At 60.4% G+C, this 21,948-nt stretch carries 20 protein-coding genes; 9 read left to right on the top strand and 11 right to left on the bottom strand.

Annotation, left to right across the window (positions count from 1 at the left end; translation table 11 throughout):
* Window positions 1-49: 49 nt before the first annotated feature.
* The 3 genes from gltA to ACS3QZ_RS05315 all read left to right on the top strand — a co-directional run bounded on the left by gltA (window position 50) and on the right by ACS3QZ_RS05315 (window position 3,038).
* Window positions 50-1,345, top strand: coding sequence for a citrate synthase (gene gltA, locus ACS3QZ_RS05305; protein WP_456036893.1), 1,296 nt, complete (start codon window positions 50-52; stop codon window positions 1,343-1,345).
* A 180-nt stretch (window positions 1,346-1,525) separates the two neighbouring features.
* Window positions 1,526-2,338 carry a calcium-binding protein gene (locus ACS3QZ_RS05310; RefSeq protein WP_456036894.1) on the top strand — a complete coding sequence of 271 codons (813 nt, stop codon included), beginning with the start codon at window positions 1,526-1,528 and terminating at the stop codon, window positions 2,336-2,338.
* Window positions 2,339-2,537: 199 nt separating this feature from the next.
* On the top strand, window positions 2,538-3,038 hold the full coding sequence (locus tag ACS3QZ_RS05315; RefSeq protein ID WP_456036895.1) for a DUF2087 domain-containing protein: 501 nt from the start codon (window positions 2,538-2,540) through the stop codon (window positions 3,036-3,038).
* Window positions 3,039-3,047: 9 nt separating this feature from the next.
* Here ACS3QZ_RS05315 and ACS3QZ_RS05320 read toward each other — a convergent pair whose 3' ends face one another.
* From ACS3QZ_RS05320 to ACS3QZ_RS05365, 10 genes are all read right to left on the bottom strand, one after another.
* Window positions 3,048-3,824, bottom strand: coding sequence for an enoyl-CoA hydratase-related protein (locus ACS3QZ_RS05320; RefSeq protein WP_456036896.1), 777 nt, complete (start codon window positions 3,822-3,824; stop codon window positions 3,048-3,050).
* 65 nt (window positions 3,825-3,889) lie between these two features.
* A complete protein-coding gene (locus tag ACS3QZ_RS05325; protein WP_456036897.1) occupies window positions 3,890-4,354 on the bottom strand; it encodes a cytochrome c-type biogenesis protein in 465 nt (154 codons plus the stop codon).
* Complete coding sequence (locus ACS3QZ_RS05330) at window positions 4,351-6,324, bottom strand: heme lyase CcmF/NrfE family subunit (RefSeq protein WP_456036898.1); 1,974 nt, start codon at window positions 6,322-6,324, stop codon at window positions 4,351-4,353. The genes ACS3QZ_RS05325 and ACS3QZ_RS05330 overlap by 4 nt, the downstream gene beginning before the upstream one ends.
* A gap of 73 nt (window positions 6,325-6,397) precedes the next feature.
* Complete coding sequence (locus ACS3QZ_RS05335; RefSeq protein ID WP_456036899.1) at window positions 6,398-6,922, bottom strand: holin family protein; 525 nt, start codon at window positions 6,920-6,922, stop codon at window positions 6,398-6,400.
* A complete protein-coding gene (locus ACS3QZ_RS05340; RefSeq protein WP_456036900.1) occupies window positions 6,913-7,524 on the bottom strand; it encodes a holin-associated N-acetylmuramidase in 612 nt (203 codons plus the stop codon). Before ACS3QZ_RS05340 ends, ACS3QZ_RS05335 begins: the two co-directional genes overlap by 10 nt.
* A gap of 139 nt (window positions 7,525-7,663) precedes the next feature.
* Complete coding sequence (ccmE, locus tag ACS3QZ_RS05345) at window positions 7,664-8,113, bottom strand: cytochrome c maturation protein CcmE (RefSeq protein ID WP_456036901.1); 450 nt, start codon at window positions 8,111-8,113, stop codon at window positions 7,664-7,666.
* Between the two features lie 22 nt (window positions 8,114-8,135).
* The gene (gene argC / locus ACS3QZ_RS05350; protein WP_456036902.1) at window positions 8,136-9,164 is read right to left on the bottom strand and encodes an N-acetyl-gamma-glutamyl-phosphate reductase; all 1,029 of its coding nucleotides are present in this window, start codon (window positions 9,162-9,164) and stop codon (window positions 8,136-8,138) included.
* 105 nt (window positions 9,165-9,269) lie between these two features.
* A complete protein-coding gene (murI, locus tag ACS3QZ_RS05355; protein WP_456036903.1) occupies window positions 9,270-10,082 on the bottom strand; it encodes a glutamate racemase in 813 nt (270 codons plus the stop codon).
* Between the two features lie 20 nt (window positions 10,083-10,102).
* Window positions 10,103-10,975, bottom strand: coding sequence for a lysophospholipid acyltransferase family protein (locus ACS3QZ_RS05360; RefSeq protein WP_456036904.1), 873 nt, complete (start codon window positions 10,973-10,975; stop codon window positions 10,103-10,105).
* Window positions 10,976-11,066: 91 nt separating this feature from the next.
* The gene (locus ACS3QZ_RS05365; protein WP_456036905.1) at window positions 11,067-14,480 is read right to left on the bottom strand and encodes an indolepyruvate ferredoxin oxidoreductase family protein; all 3,414 of its coding nucleotides are present in this window, start codon (window positions 14,478-14,480) and stop codon (window positions 11,067-11,069) included.
* Window positions 14,481-14,653: 173 nt separating this feature from the next.
* On the opposite strand from ACS3QZ_RS05365, the gene ACS3QZ_RS05370 reads away from it, so the two are divergent.
* From ACS3QZ_RS05370 to grxD, 6 genes are all read left to right on the top strand, one after another.
* Window positions 14,654-15,559: a LysR family transcriptional regulator gene (locus tag ACS3QZ_RS05370; RefSeq protein WP_093094370.1), complete on the top strand. Its 906-nt coding sequence runs from the start codon at window positions 14,654-14,656 to the stop codon at window positions 15,557-15,559.
* Between the two features lie 295 nt (window positions 15,560-15,854).
* The gene (locus tag ACS3QZ_RS05375; protein WP_456036906.1) at window positions 15,855-18,128 is read left to right on the top strand and encodes a mechanosensitive ion channel family protein; all 2,274 of its coding nucleotides are present in this window, start codon (window positions 15,855-15,857) and stop codon (window positions 18,126-18,128) included.
* Between the two features lie 104 nt (window positions 18,129-18,232).
* On the top strand, window positions 18,233-20,392 hold the full coding sequence (purL, locus tag ACS3QZ_RS05380; protein ID WP_456036907.1) for a phosphoribosylformylglycinamidine synthase subunit PurL: 2,160 nt from the start codon (window positions 18,233-18,235) through the stop codon (window positions 20,390-20,392).
* A 118-nt stretch (window positions 20,393-20,510) separates the two neighbouring features.
* The gene (locus tag ACS3QZ_RS05385; protein WP_456036908.1) at window positions 20,511-20,747 is read left to right on the top strand and encodes a BolA/IbaG family iron-sulfur metabolism protein; all 237 of its coding nucleotides are present in this window, start codon (window positions 20,511-20,513) and stop codon (window positions 20,745-20,747) included.
* A complete protein-coding gene (locus ACS3QZ_RS05390; protein WP_456036909.1) occupies window positions 20,747-20,983 on the top strand; it encodes a hypothetical protein in 237 nt (78 codons plus the stop codon). Before ACS3QZ_RS05385 ends, ACS3QZ_RS05390 begins: the two co-directional genes overlap by 1 nt.
* Window positions 20,980-21,342, top strand: a complete 363-nt coding sequence (gene grxD, locus ACS3QZ_RS05395) for a Grx4 family monothiol glutaredoxin (RefSeq protein ID WP_456036910.1) — start codon at window positions 20,980-20,982, stop codon at window positions 21,340-21,342. The genes ACS3QZ_RS05390 and grxD overlap by 4 nt, the downstream gene beginning before the upstream one ends.
* A gap of 65 nt (window positions 21,343-21,407) precedes the next feature.
* Here the strand turns inward: grxD and ACS3QZ_RS05400 are convergent, their stop codons facing one another.
* Window positions 21,408-21,941 (bottom strand): cytochrome b, encoded by a 534-nt coding sequence (locus ACS3QZ_RS05400; protein WP_456036911.1) that lies wholly within the window; start codon window positions 21,939-21,941, stop codon window positions 21,408-21,410.
* Between the last annotated feature and the right edge of the window lie 7 nt (window positions 21,942-21,948).

Here is a 21,948-nt window from a genome sequence, read left to right on the forward strand (position 1 = left end):
CAAACCGCCCGCGTGGTCCGCGCCTGGGCATGAGACGAAGGGAACATGAATGTCTGACACTCAGAAAACCGCGACTTTGACGATTGACGACAAGTCCTACGAGCTGCCCATCCACTCGCCGACCGTGGGTCCCGACGTGTTGGACATCCGTAAACTCTATGGCCAGGCCGGTGTGTTCACCTACGATCCGGGTTTCACGTCTACCGCTGCCTGTGACTCGACCATCACCTATATCGACGGTGAAAAGGGCGAGTTGCTGCACCGCGGGTACCCGATCGATCAGTTGGCGGGCAAATCGCATTACCTCGAAGTCTGCTACCTGCTGCTTTACGGTGAACTGCCCTCCCCGGCCGAGCTGGAAGCGTTCGAGACCACGATCACCCGCCACACCATGATCCATGAGCAGATGCACAACTTCTTCCGCGGTTTCCGCCGCGATGCGCATCCCATGGCCACCATGGTCGGTGTGGTTGGCGCGATGTCGGCCTTCTACCATGACAGCACCGACATTTCCGATCCTCTGCAGCGCGAGGTCGCCAGCCACCGCCTGATCGCCAAGATGCCCACCATCGCAGCGATGGCCTACAAGTATTCGATCGGCCAGCCCTTCGTGTACCCGCGCAACGATCTGGATTATGCAGCCAACTTCCTGCACATGTGTTTTGCGGTTCCGGCCGAGGAATACCACGTCAACCCGATCCTGAGCCGCGCGATGGACCGGATCTTTACCCTGCACGCCGACCACGAACAGAACGCATCGACGTCGACCGTGCGTCTGGCCTCGTCCTCCGGCGCCAACCCGTTCGCCTGCATCGCGGCGGGCATTGCGTGCCTCTGGGGACCCGCCCACGGTGGCGCAAACCAGGCGTGCCTGGAAATGCTCAAGGAAATCGGCACTCCCGATCGCATCCCCGAGTTCATCGCCCGCGCCAAGGACAAGAACGACCCGTTCCGCCTGATGGGCTTTGGCCACCGCGTCTACAAAAACTTCGACCCGCGCGCGACCGTGATGAAACAGTCCGCCGACGAAGTGCTTGATCTGCTGGGCGTCGAAGACAACCCGATCCTGGCCACCGCCAAGGAACTGGAACGCGCCGCACTGGCCGATCCCTACTTTGCCGAGAAGAAACTCTTCCCGAACGTCGACTTCTATTCAGGCATCATCCTCGAGGCGATGGGCTTCCCGACCTCGATGTTCACCCCGATCTTTGCACTGTCGCGTACCGTCGGCTGGATCTCGCAGTGGAAGGAACAGCTCTCGGATCCGGGCCACAAGATCGGCCGCCCGCGTCAGCTCTACCTCGGCGAAACCGCGCGCGACTACGTGGACATCGAAAGCCGCTGATCCTTCAAGGATCCCTGACATCTCAAAACGCCCGGACCTTGTTGTCCGGGCGTTTTAATTTTTGCGACAATGTCAGCTGAGGGCGCCATTGTTGCTCATTCCAAGCCAATGCATTCCACGCCTTGACCTGTATAATGGCAGGCGGCAAATTCAATTTGATTTCAATTGGGTATTGGTTTCATGGGTATCGCAGCTTTTTTGATGATGGGCCTCGTTTTGGCCGGTTTTATGGTAATTTCCGAGTCCGGAGACAATTCCGACTCTTCTGAACAGAATGACACAGCTGCCGACGGCAGAGATGACACCCTTGTGGGCGGCGATGGCGACGATCTTCTTGCAGGAAAATCCGGGGACGATGACATTACCGGCCGGGGTGGCTTCGACATCCTGCTTGGAGGCGATGGCGACGATTTGCTCAAGGGCCGCGATGGTGACGACCTGCTGTTCGGCGGCGACGGCGATGACAATCTGCGCGGTGGACAGGATGATGACCTGCTTCAGGGGGACGGTGGCAACGACACGTTGAAGGGCGGCGAAGGCAATGACCTTCTGATCGGCGCCGACACGACAAATCGCGATCTGACCGAAGACGATATCCACGCTCTTTTTAACGGCGCCACCCCCGAACAGTTGAACTATCGCTACCAACCGCCAACAGCCCCCGAAAGCAACCTTTTGGAGGGTGAAGAAGGCAATGACACGCTTCTGCTCGGTGAAAATGACACCGGGGTCGGCGGCGAAGGCGATGACGCCTTCGAGATCGGCGAATGGGTCGATGCAAGCAACGATCAAGAGGCCCCGCTGATCACCGATTTCGACGAAGAAGACGACGTGCTGATCGTACGCTATTCCCAGTCCCAGTCCGCACCGCGCATCACTCTTTCCATGCTGGACGACACTCGCCACGTCTATGCCGATGGACAGCTTGTCGCGCGCGTGCAGGGCGACGGCGGGCCATTCTTTGCCGGCGACGTACGGCTTCAGGCAATCTGACGCGCCCCTTGCAATCCCGGCGTGCGCCGCCTATGTCTCTGCCACGGTCCGCAGTTCACCGAGGCGCCGCCGGTCACATGACCCTGCTAAACCTGCCGAATACCTCCGACAGCATGTTCTTTTGAACCCGTGCCGTCGACAAGGGCGGCCATCGACCCCGACCAAATGGGGGGCACGATCAGTCAAAAGGATTCAGGCCATGTCGAGAGACGTGACATCCCTCTTTATTGCCGATGTGTCGGCATTTTCGAAAACCTTGCGCAAAACGTTGTCCGAACAAGACAGCGTGCCCGGACATGCGGCCATGCTCGGCCTGATTGCCAAGGCCGCCGGCTACCAAAATCATCAGCATTTGCGCGCCACGCCGCCCGCGCCCGTTCTGGACGAACTCGCGCTCAAGCGGGCGCTGCGCGTGTTCGACGATACCGGGCGCATGGCCCGCTGGCCCAAGCAAACCAAGGTTCAGGGCCTTTGCCTCTGGCCCTTCTGGGCGCGCATGCCCGCGCATGAAGATTTGGGCGAAAAAGACGTCAACGCGATCCTGAAACAGGGTCTCGCCTTTGAAGATCACGTGCTTTTGCGTCGGTCACTCATCGACCACGGATTTGCAGAGCGTACGGTGGACGGGCGTGTCTACCGGCGGATTGAGCGCAAACCCACCCCCGAGGCGCTGGCCCTGATGGCGCGCCTGCGGGGTTAAGCAGAGAGATCAGCGCCCCTCGTATTTCGCGGGGCGCTTTTCCAGAAACGCGATCACGCCTTCCTGGAAGTCGCGGGTCTTGCCAAGGCTGCCCTGCAGCTTGGCTTCGTTTTCCATCTGGCCGGTCCAATCCTTGTCCCAGCTTTCGTGGATTGCCTGCTTGATGCGCTGATAGGCCAGCGTCGGCCCCTTGGCGAGATGCGCCGCACGCCCCCGCCAATGGGCGTCAAAGGCGTCATCCGAAATCGCTTCCCAGATCATGCCCCAGTCATCTGCCTGACGCGCGGTGATCTTGTCGGCAAACAGCGCAGCCCCCATGGCCTTGGCCGACCCCATAGACCGCGGCAGCTCATAGGTGCCCCCGGCATCCGGCATCAGGCCAATCCGGGCAAAAGCCTGCAGGAAATAGGCGCTCTCGGTGGCAATCACCACGTCAGCGGCCAGCGCAAGGTTCGCCCCTGCCCCCGCAGCAGGGCCATTTACGGCGCTGATCGTCGGCACCGGACAGTCGCGGATCGCGCGGATCATCGGCGTGTATTCGTCCCGCAGGCTGCGCTCCAGATCAAGCGCGGCGGCATTTGCGCCGTCCCCAAGATCCTGCCCCGAACAAAAGGCCTTGCCCGACCCGGTCAGAACCACGACCCGCGCTGTGCGCCCGGCTTCGATCACCGCATCGGTGATCTCGGCCCGCATCTGCTGGGTCAGGGCATTCAACGTGTCCGGACGGTTCAGCGTCACAATCGCGATGCCGTCAGTATTCTCTAGCGTAATGGTTTGATAGTCCATGAATCCTCTCCGCTGCGCAGCCCAACATGGCACTGCGCAGCCCCGGCACCAAGCAAGACCTCACGTCAGTCTTTCAGGATTTCCTTAAGCCGCGCCTCTTCCTCGGCGCTCAGACCCGTCACATTCTGCGGCGTCGCCGAACTGCGCCCCCTGAGGTACATCCCGGCCATGATCAGCGCCAACAGAAAGGCCACCGGCCCCGCCAGCCACAAGAGCATGTTCGACCCGCTGGTCTGAGGACGCAGCAGCACGTATTCGCCATAGCGTCCGACCACGAACTCCACGACTTCCTCGTTGCTGTCCCCTTCCACCAGCCGTTCCCGAACCAAGAGACGCAGGTCACGGGCCAGTTCGGCATTGGACTCGTCGATGCTTTCGTTGCGACACACCAGACAACGCAGGTCCTTGGAGATATCCCGAGCCCGTTCTTCAAGCTTGGGATCGTCAAGAACCTCATCCGGCTGCACGGCCCAGACCGGGCCAGCAACGCAAAACGCCATCACAATCGCTGCAAGTGTCTTCCTGATCATTCTGCCGGTACTCCCCCGGTTGGCGCCTTGCGCGCGCCTGCCGCCACACGATAGCGCCGGTCGGTCAGGCTGAACAAACCGCCCAGAGACATCAGGAACGTGCCCATCCAGATCCAGTTGGTCATCGGCTTGATATAGGTCCGAACGGTATAGCCCCCGTCTGCCTGCGGATCTCCGACCACAACATAGACATCGCGCATCAGGCGATAATCAATCGCCGCCTCCGTGGTTGGCATGGCCGACACCGGATAAACGCGTTTTTCGGGATGCAGCATCGCAACTTCGCGCCCATCCTTGCGCACCCGGATATCCCCCATGGTCGACAGATAGTTCGGCCCCTCAACCTCGCGCACATCCTCGAGCGTGATCTCGAAGGCGCCAACGGTAAAAGGCTCGCCCTTATAGGCCACGCGAATGTCTTCCATGTCCCAGGCCATCAGCCCGGAGACACCCAACATGGTCACACCCAGACCGGCATGGGCAATGGTCTTGCCCCAATCTGCCCGCGGCAGACGCGTAAGCCGTCCCAGCCGGGTGCCAACGCCGCCCCGTCCGGTGCGCGAATAGACATCGGTCAGAGATCCGAAAATCAGCCACGATCCAAGGAATAGGCCAACCGGCCCCAGCAGGCTACGTTCACTCTGCATGGCCCATGCCAGTCCGCCCAGTGCGAGCGCGAGCACAAAGGCCGGGATCAGCGGTTTCACCACCTTGCCGATCTTTGCGCGTTTCCATGGCAACATCGCCCCAATCGGCAACACCGCCCCGAGGATCACCATGAACGGTGTGAACGCCATGTTGAAGAACGGCGGTCCCACGCTCAGCTTGCGGACAAAGAAAATCTCCGAAACCAGCGGCCAGATCGTTCCGATAAAGACCACGAAACAGCTCACCGCCAGCAGGATATTGTTGAGCACCAGCGCGCTTTCACGGCTAACCATGCCAAAGATACCCTTGGCTTCCATCGCCGCCGCCCGCACCGCAAAGAGCACAAGCCCGCCCCCGGTAAACAGCGCCAGAATCGCGAGAATATAAACACCGCGCTCCGGATCATTGGCAAAGGCATGCACCGAAGTGATCACGCCCGATCGAACGATGAACGTCCCGATCAGCGAAAAGCCGAAGGCAAGAATGGCCAGCAGGATCGTCCAGCTTTTCAGCGCTTCGCGCTTCTCGACCACGATGGCCGAATGCAACAGCGCCGCCGCCAGAAGCCACGGCATGAACGAGGCATTCTCTACCGGGTCCCAGAACCAGAATCCGCCCCAGCCAAGTTCGTAATAGGCCCACCAGGACCCAAGCGCGATCCCGATAGTCAGGAAAATCCACGCCGCCAATGTCCAGGGCCGCACCCAGCGTGCCCAGGCCGCATCAACCCGGCCTTCGATCAGGGCGGCGATAGCAAAGGAAAACGCCATGCTGAGACCGACATAGCCAAGATACAGGAACGGCGGATGGAAGGCCAACCCGGGATCCTGCAACAAGGGGTTCAGACCACGCCCGTCAAACGGGGCCACGCCCATGCGCAGAAACGGGTTGGACGTGAACAGGATGAACCCAAAAAACGCCACGCCGACGGCTGCCTGAACGGACAGCGCCCGCGCGCGCAGGCTCGGGGGCAGATTACCGCCAAACCACGCCAGACAGGCACCAAACAGTGTCAGAATCAGGACCCACAACAGCATCGAGCCCTCGTGGTTCCCCCAGACACCGCTCACCTTGTAGAGCATCGGCTTGAGCGTGTGGGAGTTCGACGTCACCAGTTGCACGGTGAAATCCGACATCACGAACGCATAGGTCAGCGCCGCAAAGGAAAACAGGGTGAAGAGGAATTGCAACCCCGCCGCCGGTTCCGCCACGGCCATCCAGCCGGGCCAGCGTTTGTGGGCTCCAATCAGCGGAACGACCGCCTGCACCAATGCGGTGACGGCGGCCAAAATCAGGGCAAAGTGGCCTAGTTCGACTATCATGCGCCTTGTATATTCTTTCCAAAAGGCGCGGCCAATGGCTTTCGTCAAGGCAGGCCGATCACAATGTCGCGCCTCATCGATTCTTTATGTTTTTCCAATCCTGAAGGGCCGGGTTTTCACCGGTTGCCCCGGTCTCCAGCGCACGGACTTCTCGGATGTTCTCGACCACCTGTGGCACCTGCGCCATGGTCCCGGCGATCGAACGTTGAAACTCCTGCCCCTTGGCTTGGTGACGCGCACCGAAATAAAAGCTCACGACCACCCCCAACAGCCACCAAAGCGGTTCGGGCACCAGCGCAATCCCCGCCATGCGTTCGGCAAACCAGACCGGGTGGATCATGGCCGACACGAACAATCCCAGGCAGCCCAACGCCATGGCCGGGCGCGGCAGCCGGTTCACACCATCCATGATCCGGTCAAACCTTCCACGCCCGGCCTGTCGAAACTCAGTCGAAAATCCCTGCATGGCGGCAATCTGCACATCTTTGGCCCGGACCGCCCCTGCTTCAGCATTCTCGCGAAACACTTCCGCAGTCTCCTTGACCAAGTTGCGCCCGCTTCCGAACACCAGCGAAAAGAGCTTCTCGATCAACCCCATGCTGCCACCCGCTTTTGAAACTCCACCTCGCTCATGTGATAGCGCGCCGAGATGAACTCTTCGGCCCGCTTGATCCAACCGCCCTTGCCGCCCTTGCGACTACGCGCGAATTTGCGCGAGGCCGGACGGCGGTCTGCCAGCCGGAAATAGTAGTTGCGCCGGGCAATCCCGTAGGCGTCGGCAAGGTGATTGGGTGCCGCCGCAGCAGCAGCTTCGGCAGCGGCAACGGTCTGCGGCCCGATCACCCCGTCCACGCCGACGCGCTGCCCCATCTGCCCCAACAGTTCCTGCAGGATCTTCACCGCGTTCGAACCGGCGTTCACATACATGTCAAACACGCTGGCCTGCAGCACCTCGGGAAGGCGATCCACGCCGGGGCCCTGAAAATAGTGCTCCAGAAACACCCGCACAGCGTCTTCACGCGACACCGCGCGAATATCGGCCACATCCACATCCCCGTCGCCGTCCTTGTCCAAACCAAGGCGGCGTGCTGTGGCCAGAGTCACACCAAACTTGGTGGCCCCACCCGGATCATCTGGATCATTCACAAAGCCGCCTTCACGGGCGACGATTTCCTCGGCAATCTGGCGGACATCCTGCATGGCGCATCCTCGCGGTTTTCCAAAAACACCGCCAAAGCCTGCCGCAAACAGGTTAACGCGCTCAAAGACCACCGTACGCATGCAAAAAACCCGCCCGGAATGTCCGGACGGGTTTCGACAGTCTCAGATGAAACCGGCCTCAGCTTTCGGCGTCGGGCTCCACGTAAACACCTTGCTCCTTGAGCGCGTCCACGACCTCCTTGGGCATGTATGTTTCATCATGTTTGGCAAGGATTTCATCGGCTTCAAACACACCGTTGATGTAGCGACCGGTGCCAACCATGCCTTGATTTTCCTCGAACAGATCGGGCAACACGCCGGTATAGGCCACCTTGATCGACGCCCCGCCATCCGTCACCGAAAAGGTCACGGTCTCGCCCTGTCCGCGGACCAGCGTGCCCTCCTCGACCAGCCCGCCAATGCGGAACACTTCGCTGGCATCGGGCGGCGCCTCGGCCACCTGGCTGGGTGAGCGGAAGAAATTGATCCCGTCCCGCATCGCATAGCCAATAAGCGCCGTCGACACGGCCAGCGCCACAAAGGCCACGACGATGACCTGTATGCGGCGACGTTTCTTGAGGTTCTTCATCCTGTTTTCCCCTCTTTGGACCCTACGGGAAGACCGGCGCCAACATCAGGCCCTCTGTTTCCTCTTCCCCAAGCATAAGGTTTGCATTCTGCAACGCCTGCCCGCTCGAGCCCTTGGTCAAATTGTCCAGCGCCGCGATCACGATCACGCGGCCCTCGATCCGGTCGGCCACCACGCCGATATGGCAGAAGTTCGACGCCCGGATATGTTTCGTGCTCGGCGCTTCGCCAAAGGGTAGCACCTCGATAAACGGCTCGTCCTTGTACGTCGCCGCCAAAGTGTCATACACCTCCTGCGCATTGCCATGCACATAGGCCGTCCCAAGGATCCCCCGGTTTGCCGGTACAAGATGCGGCGTGAACTGAATCTGCACCGAACGCCCGGCAAGCTTGCTGAACTCTTGGTCGAACTCACCCAGATGGCGGTGCGTGCCGCCCACGGCATAGGCGTGATACCCTTCGCTCAGCTCGGCATGCAAAAGGTTCTCCTTCAAAGACCGGCCTGCGCCCGATACAGCACATTTCAGATCCAGAATGACATGATCAAAGTCAATTACCCCGGCCTTGAACAGCGGCGACAGGATATATTGCCCGGTCGCCGCGTTACAGCCCGTCCCGGCCACAAGCCGCGCCGCCTTGATCTCGTCACGATAGAACTCGGTCAGCCCATAAACCGCCTCGCCCTGACATTCGAGCGCGTCATGCTGCCCGCCGTACCATTTTGCGTATTCCTCGGGGTCACGCAGCCGGAAATCCGCCGACAGGTCAACAATCTTGAGCGTCTTGGGAAGATCGCGGATCACCTTCTGGCTGGTGGCATGCGGCAGCGCGCAGAAACACAGGTCCACACCGGAAAAGTCGATCTCTTCGATCGTGCACAGGTCCGGCAGGTCCAGATGACGCAGATGCGGGAACACTTCGGACATCTTCATGCCCGCCTTACGGTCCGCCGACAGCGCCACGATCTCCATGTTGGGATGGGTGGCAATCAGCCGGACAAGCTCTGCGCCAGTATATCCGCTGGCGCCCAGAATTGCGATTTTATGGGTCATGATCAGACCTCTTCCTTCCTTGGAAACACGCCACCCGGCGTGCCGCCCCTCACACTTCGAGGCGTTATGTAATCGAGATAGGGGAAAATTACGAGGGCTGCGCGCTTACGCCGCCTCAAAAGTAATCCGTCGTCGCAAGAACTGCGTCGCCCGGTCCGACACCTTGCGCGCGTCCCCCGTGGTCAGGAAAACCGACTCCGTCCCCGATCCCTTCATGTTGGGATGGCGCTCAAGGTAATCGGCCAGCGACTCGGCCACGAGGTTGGCCTGCGAATAGACTTTCACATCCGCACCCAGCGCATCCTGGAAGGTCTCGTGCATCAATGGGTAATGGGTACAGCCCAGAATGGCCGCCTCCGGGTTCGGCATCTTGCGCTTGAGCGCGTCGACATGGCTGCGCACCAAAGCCTCGGCCAAAATCATGTCACCGTCTTCAATGGCATCCACCACCCCGCCACAGGCTTGTGCCTCGACATCAACGCCAATGGCGCGAAACGCCAGCTCCCGCTGGAACGCACGGCTAGCCACGGTTGCGGGCGTCGCAAAAAGCGCCACATGTTTCACCGCCACTTCACGCGGCGGGCTATTGTCGCCCCAACTGCGTTCGGTCAGCGCCTCAATCAGTGGCACAAAGACGCCCAGCACCCGCTTGTCGGTTGGAATCCAGCTCTCCTGCATCCGCCGCAGCGCCGCCGCGCTGGCGGTGTTACAGGCAAGGATGACAAGATCACAGCCCGCCTCCCACATCCGCTCCACGGCCGACGTGGTCAGGTTATAGACATCATCCGCATCCCGCACCCCGTAAGGCGCGTGGGCATTGTCTCCGAAATAGACAAAAGGTTGATCCGGCAGGCGCTTGCTCACGGCGTCCAGAACCGTCAGACCACCCAGTCCACTGTCAAAAATGCCAACTGCCATTTTACATTCCAATCAGGGGCTTATGCCCGGTGCTTCTCTTCGAATTCATACCCGTACCCACTCACCGGGACAGGTCTTGGCGACAAGTCATAGGTCCGTCGCCGCAAGAAGTCCATCAGCCCCTTGGAATCGCTTGCGAACCGGTCCAGTTCTTCGCGCGGGATCGGCTTGCCGACCACCACCTGCACCGGTGCGTCCACGCGCGCGCCGAACTCCTTGATCAACAGCCCCAGCCTTAGGGACGAATGCAGATGGCTTGCGATCTGGAACAGGCGACTGTTTCGCCCTTCGAAATAGACCGGCACCACCTGCGCTTTCGATTTGGCAATCATGCGCGCCGTGAAACTGCGCCAGCCGGGATCAAGGGGGCGGCCAAAGGGTTTGGCCGATGTGCTCACCGTGCCACCGGGGAAAATCCCGATCGCCCCGCCGTCTTTCAGGTAATCAAGCGCTACCTTGCGGGTCCGCAGGTTGAGCTTCACCGCCTCCTTGTCATCGTCAAAGGAAATCGGCAAAACGATCCGGTTGATCTCTTCCGCCTTCTGGAAAACGCTGTTGGCCAGAATACGGAAATCGCCCCGCACCTCGCTCAGCATATGGCCCATCATCATCCCGTCCAGAATGCCGAAAGGGTGATTGGCCACCATCAACAAGGGGCCATCCTGTGGTATGTCCTGAAGCGACCCACCGATGACCTCAAGGCTGATGCCATAGCGCTCCATCATCACGCGCCAGAAATCGCGTCCCTGCGCAACTTCATCCTCGTACCCCGCCGCCCGTTTGATCAGGCCAAGCCGCCCGGTGGCGTTTTCCAGCAACCGGATAACCGTGCGCCCGCCCCGCGTTTCTGCGGAGTGGGCATAGCTGATTTCTCGGGTCACATCGCTGTGCATGGGCGCGGGTCCGCTCAGGTTTCCTGCCCGCGATATACGCAGGTTAGAAAAACCTGAGAAGTCCCCATTTTGCCGCGATGGCAAGGTGGCGTTATTCTGCCGCCGCCTTGGCCGTATCGCCCGCCTTGAGCGCCGCCAAAAGCTCTTCGCGCCGCTTGGCCGTCTTGGCTTCATTGGCCTGTTTCACAGGACCAAAGCCACGGATCTGCAAAGGCAGCTCGGCCAGCGCCACAGCCGCGTCCGACGCCTTCTGCCCATGCTCGGCAATCACCGTTGCCATATCCGTCTCATACTGCTTGATCAGCGCACGTTCCATCCTGCGCTCATCCGTACGCCCGAAGACATCCAGCGGCGTGCCCCGCAGCCCCTTCATCTTCACCAGCATTCGGAACCACCGCATCATGCCGGGGCCGTATTCCTTCTTGAGCGGACGCCCGTTCGGCCCCTGTTTCGACAGCATCGGCGGCGCAAGGTGGAACTTGACCTCGAAATCCCCCTCGAACACCTCTTCCGCCCTGGCCCGGCTCTCCAGATGCAACCGCGCAACTTCGTACTCGTCCTTATAGGCCAGCAGCTTGTGATAGCCTTTGGCAACCGCCTCCTTCAGGCGCTCATCCTTGATTCCGTCCACCATCTTGCGATAGCGCTTGGCCAACCGCTTGCCCTGGTACTTGACCAGGTGATCGGCCCGGAAGGCGATCTTTTCGTCCAGCGACTTGGGCAACTGCACCACTTTCGGCTCAAGCATCGCCGCCGCCTCTTCCGGATACAGCACCGCCCAGCGACCGATCTCAAACGCACGCAGGTTCTTTTCGACAGCCGCGCCGTTGATTTCAATCGCCGCAACAATCGCCTCATGGCTCACCGGCACCAGCCCGTTCTGCCACGCAGCGCCAAACACCATCATGTTCGAGAAGATCGAGTCGCCCATCACGATCCGCGCCAGCTCAGAGGCATCGAACATCGCCAGCTTCTCGCGAATCCGCGCCTGAAGCGCCACTTCAAGGCGCCCGGTGGGCAAACGGAATTCCGTATTCTGCGTGAACGCCCCTGTGATGATCTCGTGGCTGTTGACCACGGCCCCGGTGCGCCCGGTGCTGGTCAGACCCAGCGTCTTGGCCCCGGCACTCACCACCAGATCGCCCCCGATCAGCGCATCCGCCTCGCCGGTGGCAACACGCACAGCGCTGATATCCTCGGGCGTTTCGGCCAGACGGCAATGGATATGCACCGCGCCGCCCTTCTGGGCGAGCCCTGCCATCTCCATCATGCCCGCGGCCTTACCATCGATCTGCGCCGCCTGTGCCAGCACCGCGCCAATGGTCACAACCCCGGTGCCACCAACCCCGGTGATCACCACGTTATGGGTGCCTTCAATCGGCTTGATGTCCGGCATCGGCATGTCCGGCAGGTCCAGCGTCGCGGTCGCCGCCTTCTTAATCTTGCCACCCTCGATGGTCAGGAAGCTCGGGCAGAACCCGTTGAGACAACTGAAATCCTTGTTACAGCTCGACTGGTTGATCTTGCGCTTGCGGCCCAGTTCGGTTTCCACCGGCTCGATCGAGATACAGTTCGACTGCACCCCGCAATCGCCACAGCCTTCACAGACATCGGTATTGATGAACACCCGGCGATCCGGGTCCGGGAACAGCCCCCGCTTGCGGCGGCGGCGCTTTTCGGCGGCGCAGGTCTGCACATAAACAATGACCGATACGCCTTTGATCTTGCGGCATTCCTCCTGAACGTTCATCAACTCGGCGCGTTCATGGAACGTGATCCCCTTGGGGAACACCGCCTGATCCACGTCTTCCTTTTCGTCATAGACGACAAAGACCTTCTCGACCCCCATCGCCCGCACTTCGTCGGCGATCTTCTGGGGCGACAACCCGCCATCATTGGCCTGACCACCGGTCATCGCCACCGCGTCATTGAACAAGATCTTGTAGGTGATGTTTGTGTTGGCCGCCAATGCCGCCCGAATGGCCTGCACGCCCGAGTGGTTATACGTCCCGTCACCAAGGTTCTGGAACACGTGCCCGGTCTTGGAAAACGGCGCCTCCCCGATCCAGTTCGCGCCTTCGCCGCCCATATGGGTAAAGCCCTGCGTCTCCCGGTCCATCCACTGCACCATGTAGTGACAGCCGATCCCGGCATAGGCACGGCTGCCGTCCGGCACCTTGGTCGACGAGTTGTGCGGACAGCCCGAACAGAACCACGGTGTGCGCACCGCGATATCCTCGGCATTGTCGGCGCGCTGCGCCTCGGCCAGCTTTTCAAGCCCGGCTTTCACGCTTTCCGTACCGCGCCCCTCTTCGATCAGGATCTCGCCCAGCTTCTGCGCAATCCAGATCGGATCCAGCGCCCCGCGGGTCGGGAAAAGTTCTTCGCGGTGCATGCCGCCCGCACCACCCTTGTACCAGCCGTAAACGCGGTACCGGTTGTCATCAAACAGCGCTTCCTTGATCTGGATCTCGATCAGTTTGCGCTTTTCTTCCACCACAACAATCAGGTCGAGCCCGTTGGCCCAGTCATAAAAGCCCTTCATGTCGAGCGGGAAGGTCTGGCCCACCTTATAGGTGGTGATACCAAGCCGTTCGGCTTCGGCCTCGTCGATGCCCAAAAGGTCCATCGCATGCACCAGATCGAGCCAGTTCTTGCCCGCCGCGACAAACCCGATCTTCGCGCCGGGCTTGCCCCACATGCGCTTGTCCATCTTATTGGCGTGGCTGAACGCCTCGGCAGCGAAGCGTTTATAGTCGATCATCCGCGCTTCCTGCGCGTGCGGCGTGTCCGCCAACCGGATGTTCAGCCCGCCCTCCGGCATGTCGAATTCGGGTGTCACGAAAGACAACCGATGCGGATCGCCATTTACCACCGCCGTGGCTTCGATCGTGTCCTTCATGGTCTTGAGACCGACCCAAAGACCCGAGAACCGCGACAGGGCCAGACCGTAAAGCCCGTAATCCATGATTTCCTGCACGCCTGCAGGCGACACGACGGGCATATAGGCATCCACCAGCGCCCATTCCGACTGGTGCAGCACGGTCGAGCTTTCGCCGGTGTGGTCATCGCCCATCGCCATCAGCACACCACCAAGCGGCGACGTCCCCGCCATATTGGCATGGCGCATCACGTCCCCGGTGCGGTCCACGCCCGGCCCCTTGCCATACCAAAGGCCAAAAACCCCGTCGAACTTGCCCTCGCCCCGCAGCTCCGCCTGCTGACTCCCCCAAAGTGCGGTCGCCGCGAGGTCTTCGTTCAACCCGGACTGGAACAGTACGTCATTTGCCTTGAGCTGCTTCTCGGCCCGCATCATCTGACCGTCCACATTGCCAAGCGGCGATCCACGGTAACCAGTGACATAGCCCGCCGTATTCAACCCGGCCTTCGTGTCGCGGGCCTTCTGCATCAACATCAAACGCACAAGCGCCTGCGTCCCGTTCAAAAGCACGTGGCTTTTTTCCAGGTCGAGCCTGTCGTTCAAAGAAACCTTCTGGATGCTCATCTTGCGCTCCCCTCGCTGGATGATCTCTTGAGATCAATATAGGGGCAATATTAGGTCATAATTTCTGACCTAAGCAATTATTTTTTTGTGATCTCGGCACATTCTTCGAACAATCGGTTTCGTTTTTCACGTCTTTCGCCTAGACAAAATAAAACGTCGCGAAAGTTGCCGGAATGGACTGGGACAAGCTTAGAATCTTCCACGCGGTTGCCGATGCCGGCAGCCTGACCCATGCCGGTGACGTATTGCACCTGTCGCAATCTGCGGTGTCACGACAGATTCGCGCCCTCGAAGAATCGCTCAACACCACCCTGTTCCACCGCCACGCGCGCGGGCTGATTCTCACGGAACAGGGCGAATTGCTGTTTGACGCGACCAAGTCGATGACCAAACGCCTCGACGCCGCCGCCGCCCGCATCCGCGACAGCGAAGAAGAAGTGTTCGGTGAATTGCGTGTCACCACGACCATCGGCTTCGGCACGCTCTGGCTCGCTCCGCGCCTGACCAAGCTCTACGAGAAATATCCCGACCTCAATATCGACCTGATGCTCGAGGAAAAGGTGCTCGACCTGCCCATGCGCGAGGCCGACGTCGCCATCCGCATGAAAGAACCGTCCCAGGCCGACCTGATCCGCAAACGCCTGATGAGCGTGCGCATGCGCCTTTATGCGACGCCGGAGTACATCCAGGAACATGGCGCCCCTGAGCGGATGAGTGATCTGTCCGCACATCGCCTGATCTGCCAGAACATCACTTCCGAGCAGGTCGGTGCAGGCGCCAGCTTCGTGCAAAGCCTTTTGGCCGACGACGTGCAATCGCTGCTCTACGTCAACAACTACTTCGGTGTGCTTCAGGCGGTGCTGCATGGGCTTGGCATCGGCGTGTTGCCCGATTACGTGACCCAGGATTTTCCAAATCTGGTGCGCGTCCTGCCCGACCATGAATCGGCCGAGGTCCCTGTCTTTCTTGCCTATCCCGAGGAACTACGCCAATCCAAGCGCATTGCCGCCTTTCGGGACTTCGTTCAGGAAGAAATCATTTCACATCGCAAACAGTTGGCACAAAAGGGAAATCCCTAAGCCATGCAATGAGTGCATAGCGGCATTGCTGCACCTGCGACATGAAAACCCTTGATCGTTCACAAACTGATCACTAATTCATCTCTCGAAGACGATGATTGCTTAACAGCGCATCATCTTCATACCTCCCTGTTGGACTTCGGCCGAGCTTATGCTCGGCCTTTTTTTTTGGCCGGAATACCCCGTTTCAAAAAACTGCAGGGTCGTTTCAAAAGCAGAAACCCTCCTAAAGAGAATGCATTTTCCACGGCCAGTGGTAAGCTGCCGGGAAAATGAATCACCATTCGAGGGATAAATGTCCGCGCTTTTTAAAAAGGTTATTGGCCTGATTATAGCCGCCTTCCTGCTCGCCACGCCTTTGGCGGCCCAGGAAACCACAAACACAGATCCACAGGTCGACCCGGCCACCATGACACCCGAAGCCATTGACGCGATGGTCGCCCGCATGTCCGATGACGAGGTGCGCGCCTTCCTTCTCGAGCGGCTCGACGCGGTCGCCATGCAGTCCCAGGCCCCCGAAGAGGTGGTGACACTCTCCGACAAGATGGCAAATCTCTGGGGTGCGTTTACGACGCCTCTTCTGCAGACACTTGAAAAGCTGCCCGACACGTTTCACTTCGTTGGTGTCGCAATCTCGAACCAGATTGACAAGGCCAGCAACTCGGGTGGATTGCTGCTCTGGATTGGCCTGATTGCCCTTGTTTTGGCGGTGGGTTTCGCCGTGGAGTTCGCGGTGCGCGCCTACCTGATGCGCCGGGTACGTCAAAAGGCAAACCCTGACGGTGAAGAAAACCTTCGTGACGCGGTTCAGTTCCTGTTTCGCCGGTTCGTGCGGGAAATCCTTGGGCTGATCGTGTTCTACGTGGTCATCCGCGCCTTGGGGCGCAGCCTGCTCTCCCCCGAGATGCTGCTTTTTGCAGCACCTCTTGTCGGCTACCTCATCTGGATGCCACGACTCGCCGCTGCCGGATCACGCTTCCTGCTGGCGCCGCACCGCCCCGACCTGCGTCTGGTCAGCATCGACGATCATTGGGCCCGCTTCCTGCATCGCAATATCGTCGGTGTCGTATTCCTTGGCGGTCTCACGATCTACAGTGTGACCTTCCTTGCCACCAATGGCGTACCGCCGGGCAGCACCCGCCTTGGCTACATGCTCGACAGCGCGCTCTACATCTACATCATCCTCATCGCCCTGACAGCACGCGATGGGCTGCGCGCCATGATGCTTGGCTCGGATCCCGACACCACGCGCTTCGACCGCCGTGTGGCCGATGCCTATCCAATCTTCGCCATCGTCGTTGCCGCCGCGACATGGGCGCTTGTCACGACTCTGATCGGCCTCGGCACGATCAAGCCCCTGCTGCAGGGCGCGCATTACACCACCATGTTCCTGCTGCTGGCGGCCCCGGTGATCGACACCGCGATCCGTGGTCTTGTCCGGCACCTGGTTCCGCCCATGTCCGGCGAAGGCCCCGCCGCCGAAGCTGCCTATCTCTCGACCAAGCGCAGCTATGTGCGCATCGGGCGCGTAATTGCCATCGGCATCATCTTCTCGCTGATCGCCCGTGCCTGGGACATGTCTGTCGCCGAGCTTCTGATGGGTGGCGCCGGAATCGCCGACAACCTGTTCAGCTTCCTGATGACCGTCGTAGTGGGCTACGTCGCTTACGAGGCCGTCTCGCTCTGGATCAACTCCCGCCTTGCGGCGGAAATGACCGCACTTGGCATGAGCCAGGAAGACGCCGACGCCGAAATGGGCGGTGCCAGCGGCTCACGCCTCTCCACGGTTCTGCCGCTTATGCTGCTGACCGCGCGCTCGACCATCATCGTTGTCTTCGGCCTTCTGGCCATCGGCAACCTTGGCATCGACATCACGCCGCTTCTGGCCGGTGCTGGTGTTCTGGGTCTGGCCATCGGTTTTGGTGCTCAGAAACTGGTTACGGACGTGGTCTCGGGCGTGTTCTTCCTCGTTGATGACGCGTTCCGCGTGGGCGATTACGTCGAAATCTCGGGCACAATGGGCGCCGTCGAGAAGATCTCGATCCGTTCCATGCAGCTGCGCCACCATCGCGGCCCCGTGCACACCATTCCTTATGGCGAGATCCCGCAGCTGACCAACTACAGCCGCGACTGGGTGATCATGAAGCTCAAGTTCACCGTGCCCTTTGACACCAACCCCAACCAGATCAAGAAGATCTTCAAGAAGATCGGTCAGGAGATGATGGAAGACCCGCTCTTCAAGGACGACTTCCTGCAACCCTTCAAATCGCAGGGTGTGTTCGACATCGACGATGTGGGCATGGTAATCCGCGGCAAATTCATGGCCAAACCGGGCAAACAGTTCATGATCCGCAAAGAGATCTACAACAAGGTGAAGGCCGCCTTTGCCGAGGCCGGTATTGACTTTGCCCGCCGCGAGGTGCGCGTGGCCATTCCCGGCCTCGAACATCACGAGGACTTGAGCGAGGAAGAAAAGGCCGCCATCACCGCCGCCGCTGCCGGGGCTGCTGCCGATGCTGCCCAGCAACAGGATCAGGCGCCCTCTTCCGCGCCCAAAGGCCCTGATTGATCCATAAAACCCGCGGGTGCGCCCCTGCGCGCCCGCGCCCCCTTTCCCCCTTGCGTGACATGGCTTAAGAGACCCCCAAACATGCCTTTGGGGAATCGACTGTCATGCAGGAACCGGCCATCACCACCGATCTCATCGAAGCACACGGGCTCAAGCCCGACGAATACGCGCTGATCCTTGAGATCATCGGCCGTGAGCCCACCTTTACCGAGCTTGGCATTTTCTCGGCCATGTGGAACGAACACTGTTCGTACAAGTCCTCCAAGAAATGGCTGCGCACCCTGCCCACCGACGGCCCGCAGGTCATCTGCGGCCCCGGCGAAAACGCCGGTATCGTGGATATCGGTGATGGCGACGCCGTGGTCTTCAAGATGGAAAGCCACAACCACCCCTCCTATATCGAACCCTATCAGGGCGCGGCCACGGGCGTGGGCGGCATCCTGCGCGATGTCTTCACCATGGGAGCCCGCCCGATTGCGGCGATGAACTCGCTCTCCTTTGGCGAAACCAGCCACCCCAAGACCCGCCAGCTCGTGAACGGTGTGGTCGAAGGTGTCGGCGGCTACGGCAACTGTTTCGGCGTCCCCACAGTTGGTGGCGAAGTCCGCTTCCACCCCGCCTATAACGGCAACTGCCTTGTAAACGCTTTTGCCGCAGGGATCGCCAAGACCGACAGCATCTTCTACTCGGCCGCATCGGGCGTCGGCATGCCCGTCGTCTATCTCGGCGCCAAAACGGGCCGCGACGGTGTTGGCGGCGCGACCATGGCCTCGGCCGAATTTGACGACACGATCGAAGAAAAACGCCCCACCGTTCAGGTCGGCGACCCCTTCACCGAAAAACGCCTGATGGAAGCGACGCTCGAACTGATGCAGACCGGCGCCGTGATCTCGATCCAGGACATGGGCGCCGCTGGCCTCACCTGCTCCGCCGTGGAAATGGGCGACAAGGGGCAACTGGGCGTCAAGCTCAACCTCGAAGATGTACCACAGCGCGAAGACAACATGACCGCCTACGAGATGATGCTCTCGGAAAGCCAGGAACGTATGCTCATGGTCCTCAAACCCGAGCTTGAAGCCGAAGCCCGCGCCGTATTCGAGAAATGGGACCTCGACTTTGCCATCGTCGGTGAAACGATTGCCGAAGACCGCTTCCTGATCATGCATAACGGCGAAGTGAAAGCCGACTTGCCGCTGTCGCCGCTCTCGGGCCGCGCCCCGGAATACGACCGCCCATGGGTCGAAACCCCTGCCGCCGAAGAACTTGCCGACGTACCCCAGATCGACCCGATCGACGGGCTCAAGGGCCTGATTTCCTCGCCCAACTACGCGGGCAAACAGTGGGTCTATGAACAATATGACACCATGGTCATGGCCGACAGCGCCCGCCTGCCCGGTCAGGGCGCAGGCATCATCCGCGTGCACGGCACCGACAAGAAACTGGCTTTTACCTCAGACGTGACCCCGCGCTACGTACGCGCCAACCCGATCGAGGGCGGCAAACAGGCGGTGGCCGAAGCCTTCCGCAACCTCTCTGCCGTGGGCGCCAAGCCGCTCGCCACCACCGACAACCTGAACTTCGGCAACCCTGAGAAACCGGAAATCATGGGCCAGTTCGTCGGTGCCATCAAGGGTATCGGCGCCGCCGTGGCCGCGCTCGATATGCCGATCGTCTCGGGCAACGTATCCCTCTATAACGAGACCGACGGGTCGGCCATCCTGCCCACCCCCACCATCGGCGCCGTGGGCCTGATCGCCGCCGACGAAGAGCCGATCAACGGCACCGCGCGTGACGGCCACGTTGCGCTTGTCATCGGGGAGACCAAGGGGCATCTGGGCCAGTCGGCGCTTCTGGCCGAAGTGTTCAACCGCGAAGACGGCGACGCGCCGCACGTTGATCTTGAGGCCGAGCGCCGCAACGGCGAATTCATCCGTGCCAACCGTGCGATGATCAAGGCCTGCACGGACCTCGCCGACGGTGGTCTTGCGCTTGCGGCCTTCGAAATGGCCGAAGCCGCCGGTGTGGGCGTCCAGATCAACGCCGACGACACCGCCACGCTCTTTGGTGAGGACCAGGCGCGCTATCTCGTGGCCTGCAACTTCGATCAGGCCGAGGCGCTGATGATCGCCGCAGGTCAGGCTGGGGTTCCGATCACCTCCGTGGGCAAATTCACCGGCGATCAGGTCTGGTTCGGCAAGTCCGGCGCGCCGCTGGAGGAACTGGCGGCGCTGTTCCGCGCAAGCTTTGCAGAGTCGATTGGCTGACCCGCCCGCAATCGGGTGTTTTTGACCATTGAGAAGGGGCGAGTGGCCGTTTTGGCCGCTTGCACCTGTCTTTGCGCGCGCCTAAATTCATAACCAACAACCAACAAGGGATAAATCCATGGCCGTTCTTGCTTCTGACATCGAAGCCCTGATCCGCGAAAGCTTCCCCGATGCCAAGATCACTGTCGTCGGGGATGACGGGGTGCATTTCTCTGCCGAGGTAATCGACGAAAGTTTCCGCGGCAAGAACCGCGTGCAACAACAGCGCGCCGTGATGGCCGCGCTCAAGGGCAAGATGGACGGCGCGAATGGCGAAATCCACGCCCTCGGCCTGACCACCAAGGCGCCCGACTGATGAACACTGCGCTTCTGATCATCGGCATCGTGATCCTTTTGGTGGTTGTCGCCGCCGGGATCGAAGCCTATGTCAGAGGCCAGACGAAACGCCCCCTTGCCCAAAGCCGCCCCACACGGGTCATGCACAGGGCGCCGGGGCAGCTCGCAACCGATACCAGTCTGCTTCAGGACATCCTCGAAGACAGCCCACGCCGAAAACAGGGCAGCGCCCTGAAAGAAAGATCAGGATCATGACCGACGCAAAAACCCGCATCGACGAAACCGTGAAAGCCAATGACGTGGTGCTCTACATGAAGGGCACCAAGGACATGCCGCAGTGCGGGTTTTCGTCCCGCGTGGCCGGTGTACTCAACTACATGGGTGTCGACTACACCGATGTGAACGTGCTGGCCGACGATGAAATCCGCCAAGGCATCAAGGATTATTCCGACTGGCCCACCATCCCCCAGCTTTACGTCAAGGGCGAGTTCGTGGGCGGTTGCGACATCATCACCGAAATGACCCTTTCGGGCGAGCTTGACACCATGTTCGACGACAACGGTGTCGCCTATGACAAGGAAGCCGCTGACCGCATTCGCGAGGCCAACGGCTGATCCCGTCCGGTCCAGCAACAGAACATCAAACCCCGGCTCCTTGGAACCGGGGTTTTTCTTTGCGCCTAGATGCGTCCCGTCATGCGCGCCATGGTGCTGTCCCGATCCATCAGCGCATGTTTTACCGCCCCCAGCACATGTAGCAGCACGGCCGCGATCATCAGCATCGCAAAGAGCCCATGCGCGATATGGCCAATCTCGTTCAGCAGGCCGATTTTTGGCCCCGCCGGGATCGTGAACAGCCCGAAGAACCCGGTTTCACGCCCACCGAAATAGCTCATGAGCAGCCCGGACACCGGCATCACGACGATCCCGGCCAGCAACAACCAATGGATCACATGCGCGAGCCGCGCCTGCCATCCACCATGCAGGCTTGGCAGGAACCCCTGCCGCAACCGCCACGCCACGCGCCAGCTGCCCAGCATTAGGATCAACAATCCAAAGGATTTGTGCAGCCCCACCAGCGCGCCCTTGTCCGGCCCGTCGGGCATGATCTTGAAAACGTAAATCCCCATCACCAGCATCGCGATCATCAACAGCGCAATCCCCCAGTGGTTGATCCGCGACACCCGGTCATAAACTTGTTCTGAAAGGCGCATCTGACGC

Source organism: Shimia sp. W99 (assembly GCF_053851455.3).

What these genes read in the sequence shown, in the direction of transcription:
- gltA (WP_456036893.1), top strand. Translation starts at nt 50, where the DNA reads ATGTCTGACACTCAGAAAACCGCGACTTTGACGATTGACGACAAGTCC.
- ACS3QZ_RS05310 (WP_456036894.1), top strand. Translation starts at nt 1,526, where the DNA reads ATGGGTATCGCAGCTTTTTTGATGATGGGCCTCGTTTTGGCCGGTTTT.
- ACS3QZ_RS05315 (WP_456036895.1), top strand. Translation starts at nt 2,538, where the DNA reads ATGTCGAGAGACGTGACATCCCTCTTTATTGCCGATGTGTCGGCATTT.
- ACS3QZ_RS05320 (WP_456036896.1), bottom strand. Translation starts at nt 3,824, where the DNA reads ATGGACTATCAAACCATTACGCTAGAGAATACTGACGGCATCGCGATT.
- ACS3QZ_RS05325 (WP_456036897.1), bottom strand. Translation starts at nt 4,354, where the DNA reads ATGATCAGGAAGACACTTGCAGCGATTGTGATGGCGTTTTGCGTTGCT.
- ACS3QZ_RS05330 (WP_456036898.1), bottom strand. Translation starts at nt 6,324, where the DNA reads ATGATAGTCGAACTAGGCCACTTTGCCCTGATTTTGGCCGCCGTCACC.
- ACS3QZ_RS05335 (WP_456036899.1), bottom strand. Translation starts at nt 6,922, where the DNA reads ATGGGGTTGATCGAGAAGCTCTTTTCGCTGGTGTTCGGAAGCGGGCGC.
- ACS3QZ_RS05340 (WP_456036900.1), bottom strand. Translation starts at nt 7,524, where the DNA reads ATGCAGGATGTCCGCCAGATTGCCGAGGAAATCGTCGCCCGTGAAGGC.
- ccmE (WP_456036901.1), bottom strand. Translation starts at nt 8,113, where the DNA reads ATGAAGAACCTCAAGAAACGTCGCCGCATACAGGTCATCGTCGTGGCC.
- argC (WP_456036902.1), bottom strand. Translation starts at nt 9,164, where the DNA reads ATGACCCATAAAATCGCAATTCTGGGCGCCAGCGGATATACTGGCGCA.
- murI (WP_456036903.1), bottom strand. Translation starts at nt 10,082, where the DNA reads ATGGCAGTTGGCATTTTTGACAGTGGACTGGGTGGTCTGACGGTTCTG.
- ACS3QZ_RS05360 (WP_456036904.1), bottom strand. Translation starts at nt 10,975, where the DNA reads ATGCACAGCGATGTGACCCGAGAAATCAGCTATGCCCACTCCGCAGAA.
- ACS3QZ_RS05365 (WP_456036905.1), bottom strand. Translation starts at nt 14,480, where the DNA reads ATGAGCATCCAGAAGGTTTCTTTGAACGACAGGCTCGACCTGGAAAAA.
- ACS3QZ_RS05370 (WP_093094370.1), top strand. Translation starts at nt 14,654, where the DNA reads ATGGACTGGGACAAGCTTAGAATCTTCCACGCGGTTGCCGATGCCGGC.
- ACS3QZ_RS05375 (WP_456036906.1), top strand. Translation starts at nt 15,855, where the DNA reads ATGTCCGCGCTTTTTAAAAAGGTTATTGGCCTGATTATAGCCGCCTTC.
- purL (WP_456036907.1), top strand. Translation starts at nt 18,233, where the DNA reads ATGCAGGAACCGGCCATCACCACCGATCTCATCGAAGCACACGGGCTC.
- ACS3QZ_RS05385 (WP_456036908.1), top strand. Translation starts at nt 20,511, where the DNA reads ATGGCCGTTCTTGCTTCTGACATCGAAGCCCTGATCCGCGAAAGCTTC.
- ACS3QZ_RS05390 (WP_456036909.1), top strand. Translation starts at nt 20,747, where the DNA reads ATGAACACTGCGCTTCTGATCATCGGCATCGTGATCCTTTTGGTGGTT.
- grxD (WP_456036910.1), top strand. Translation starts at nt 20,980, where the DNA reads ATGACCGACGCAAAAACCCGCATCGACGAAACCGTGAAAGCCAATGAC.
- ACS3QZ_RS05400 (WP_456036911.1), bottom strand. Translation starts at nt 21,941, where the DNA reads ATGCGCCTTTCAGAACAAGTTTATGACCGGGTGTCGCGGATCAACCAC.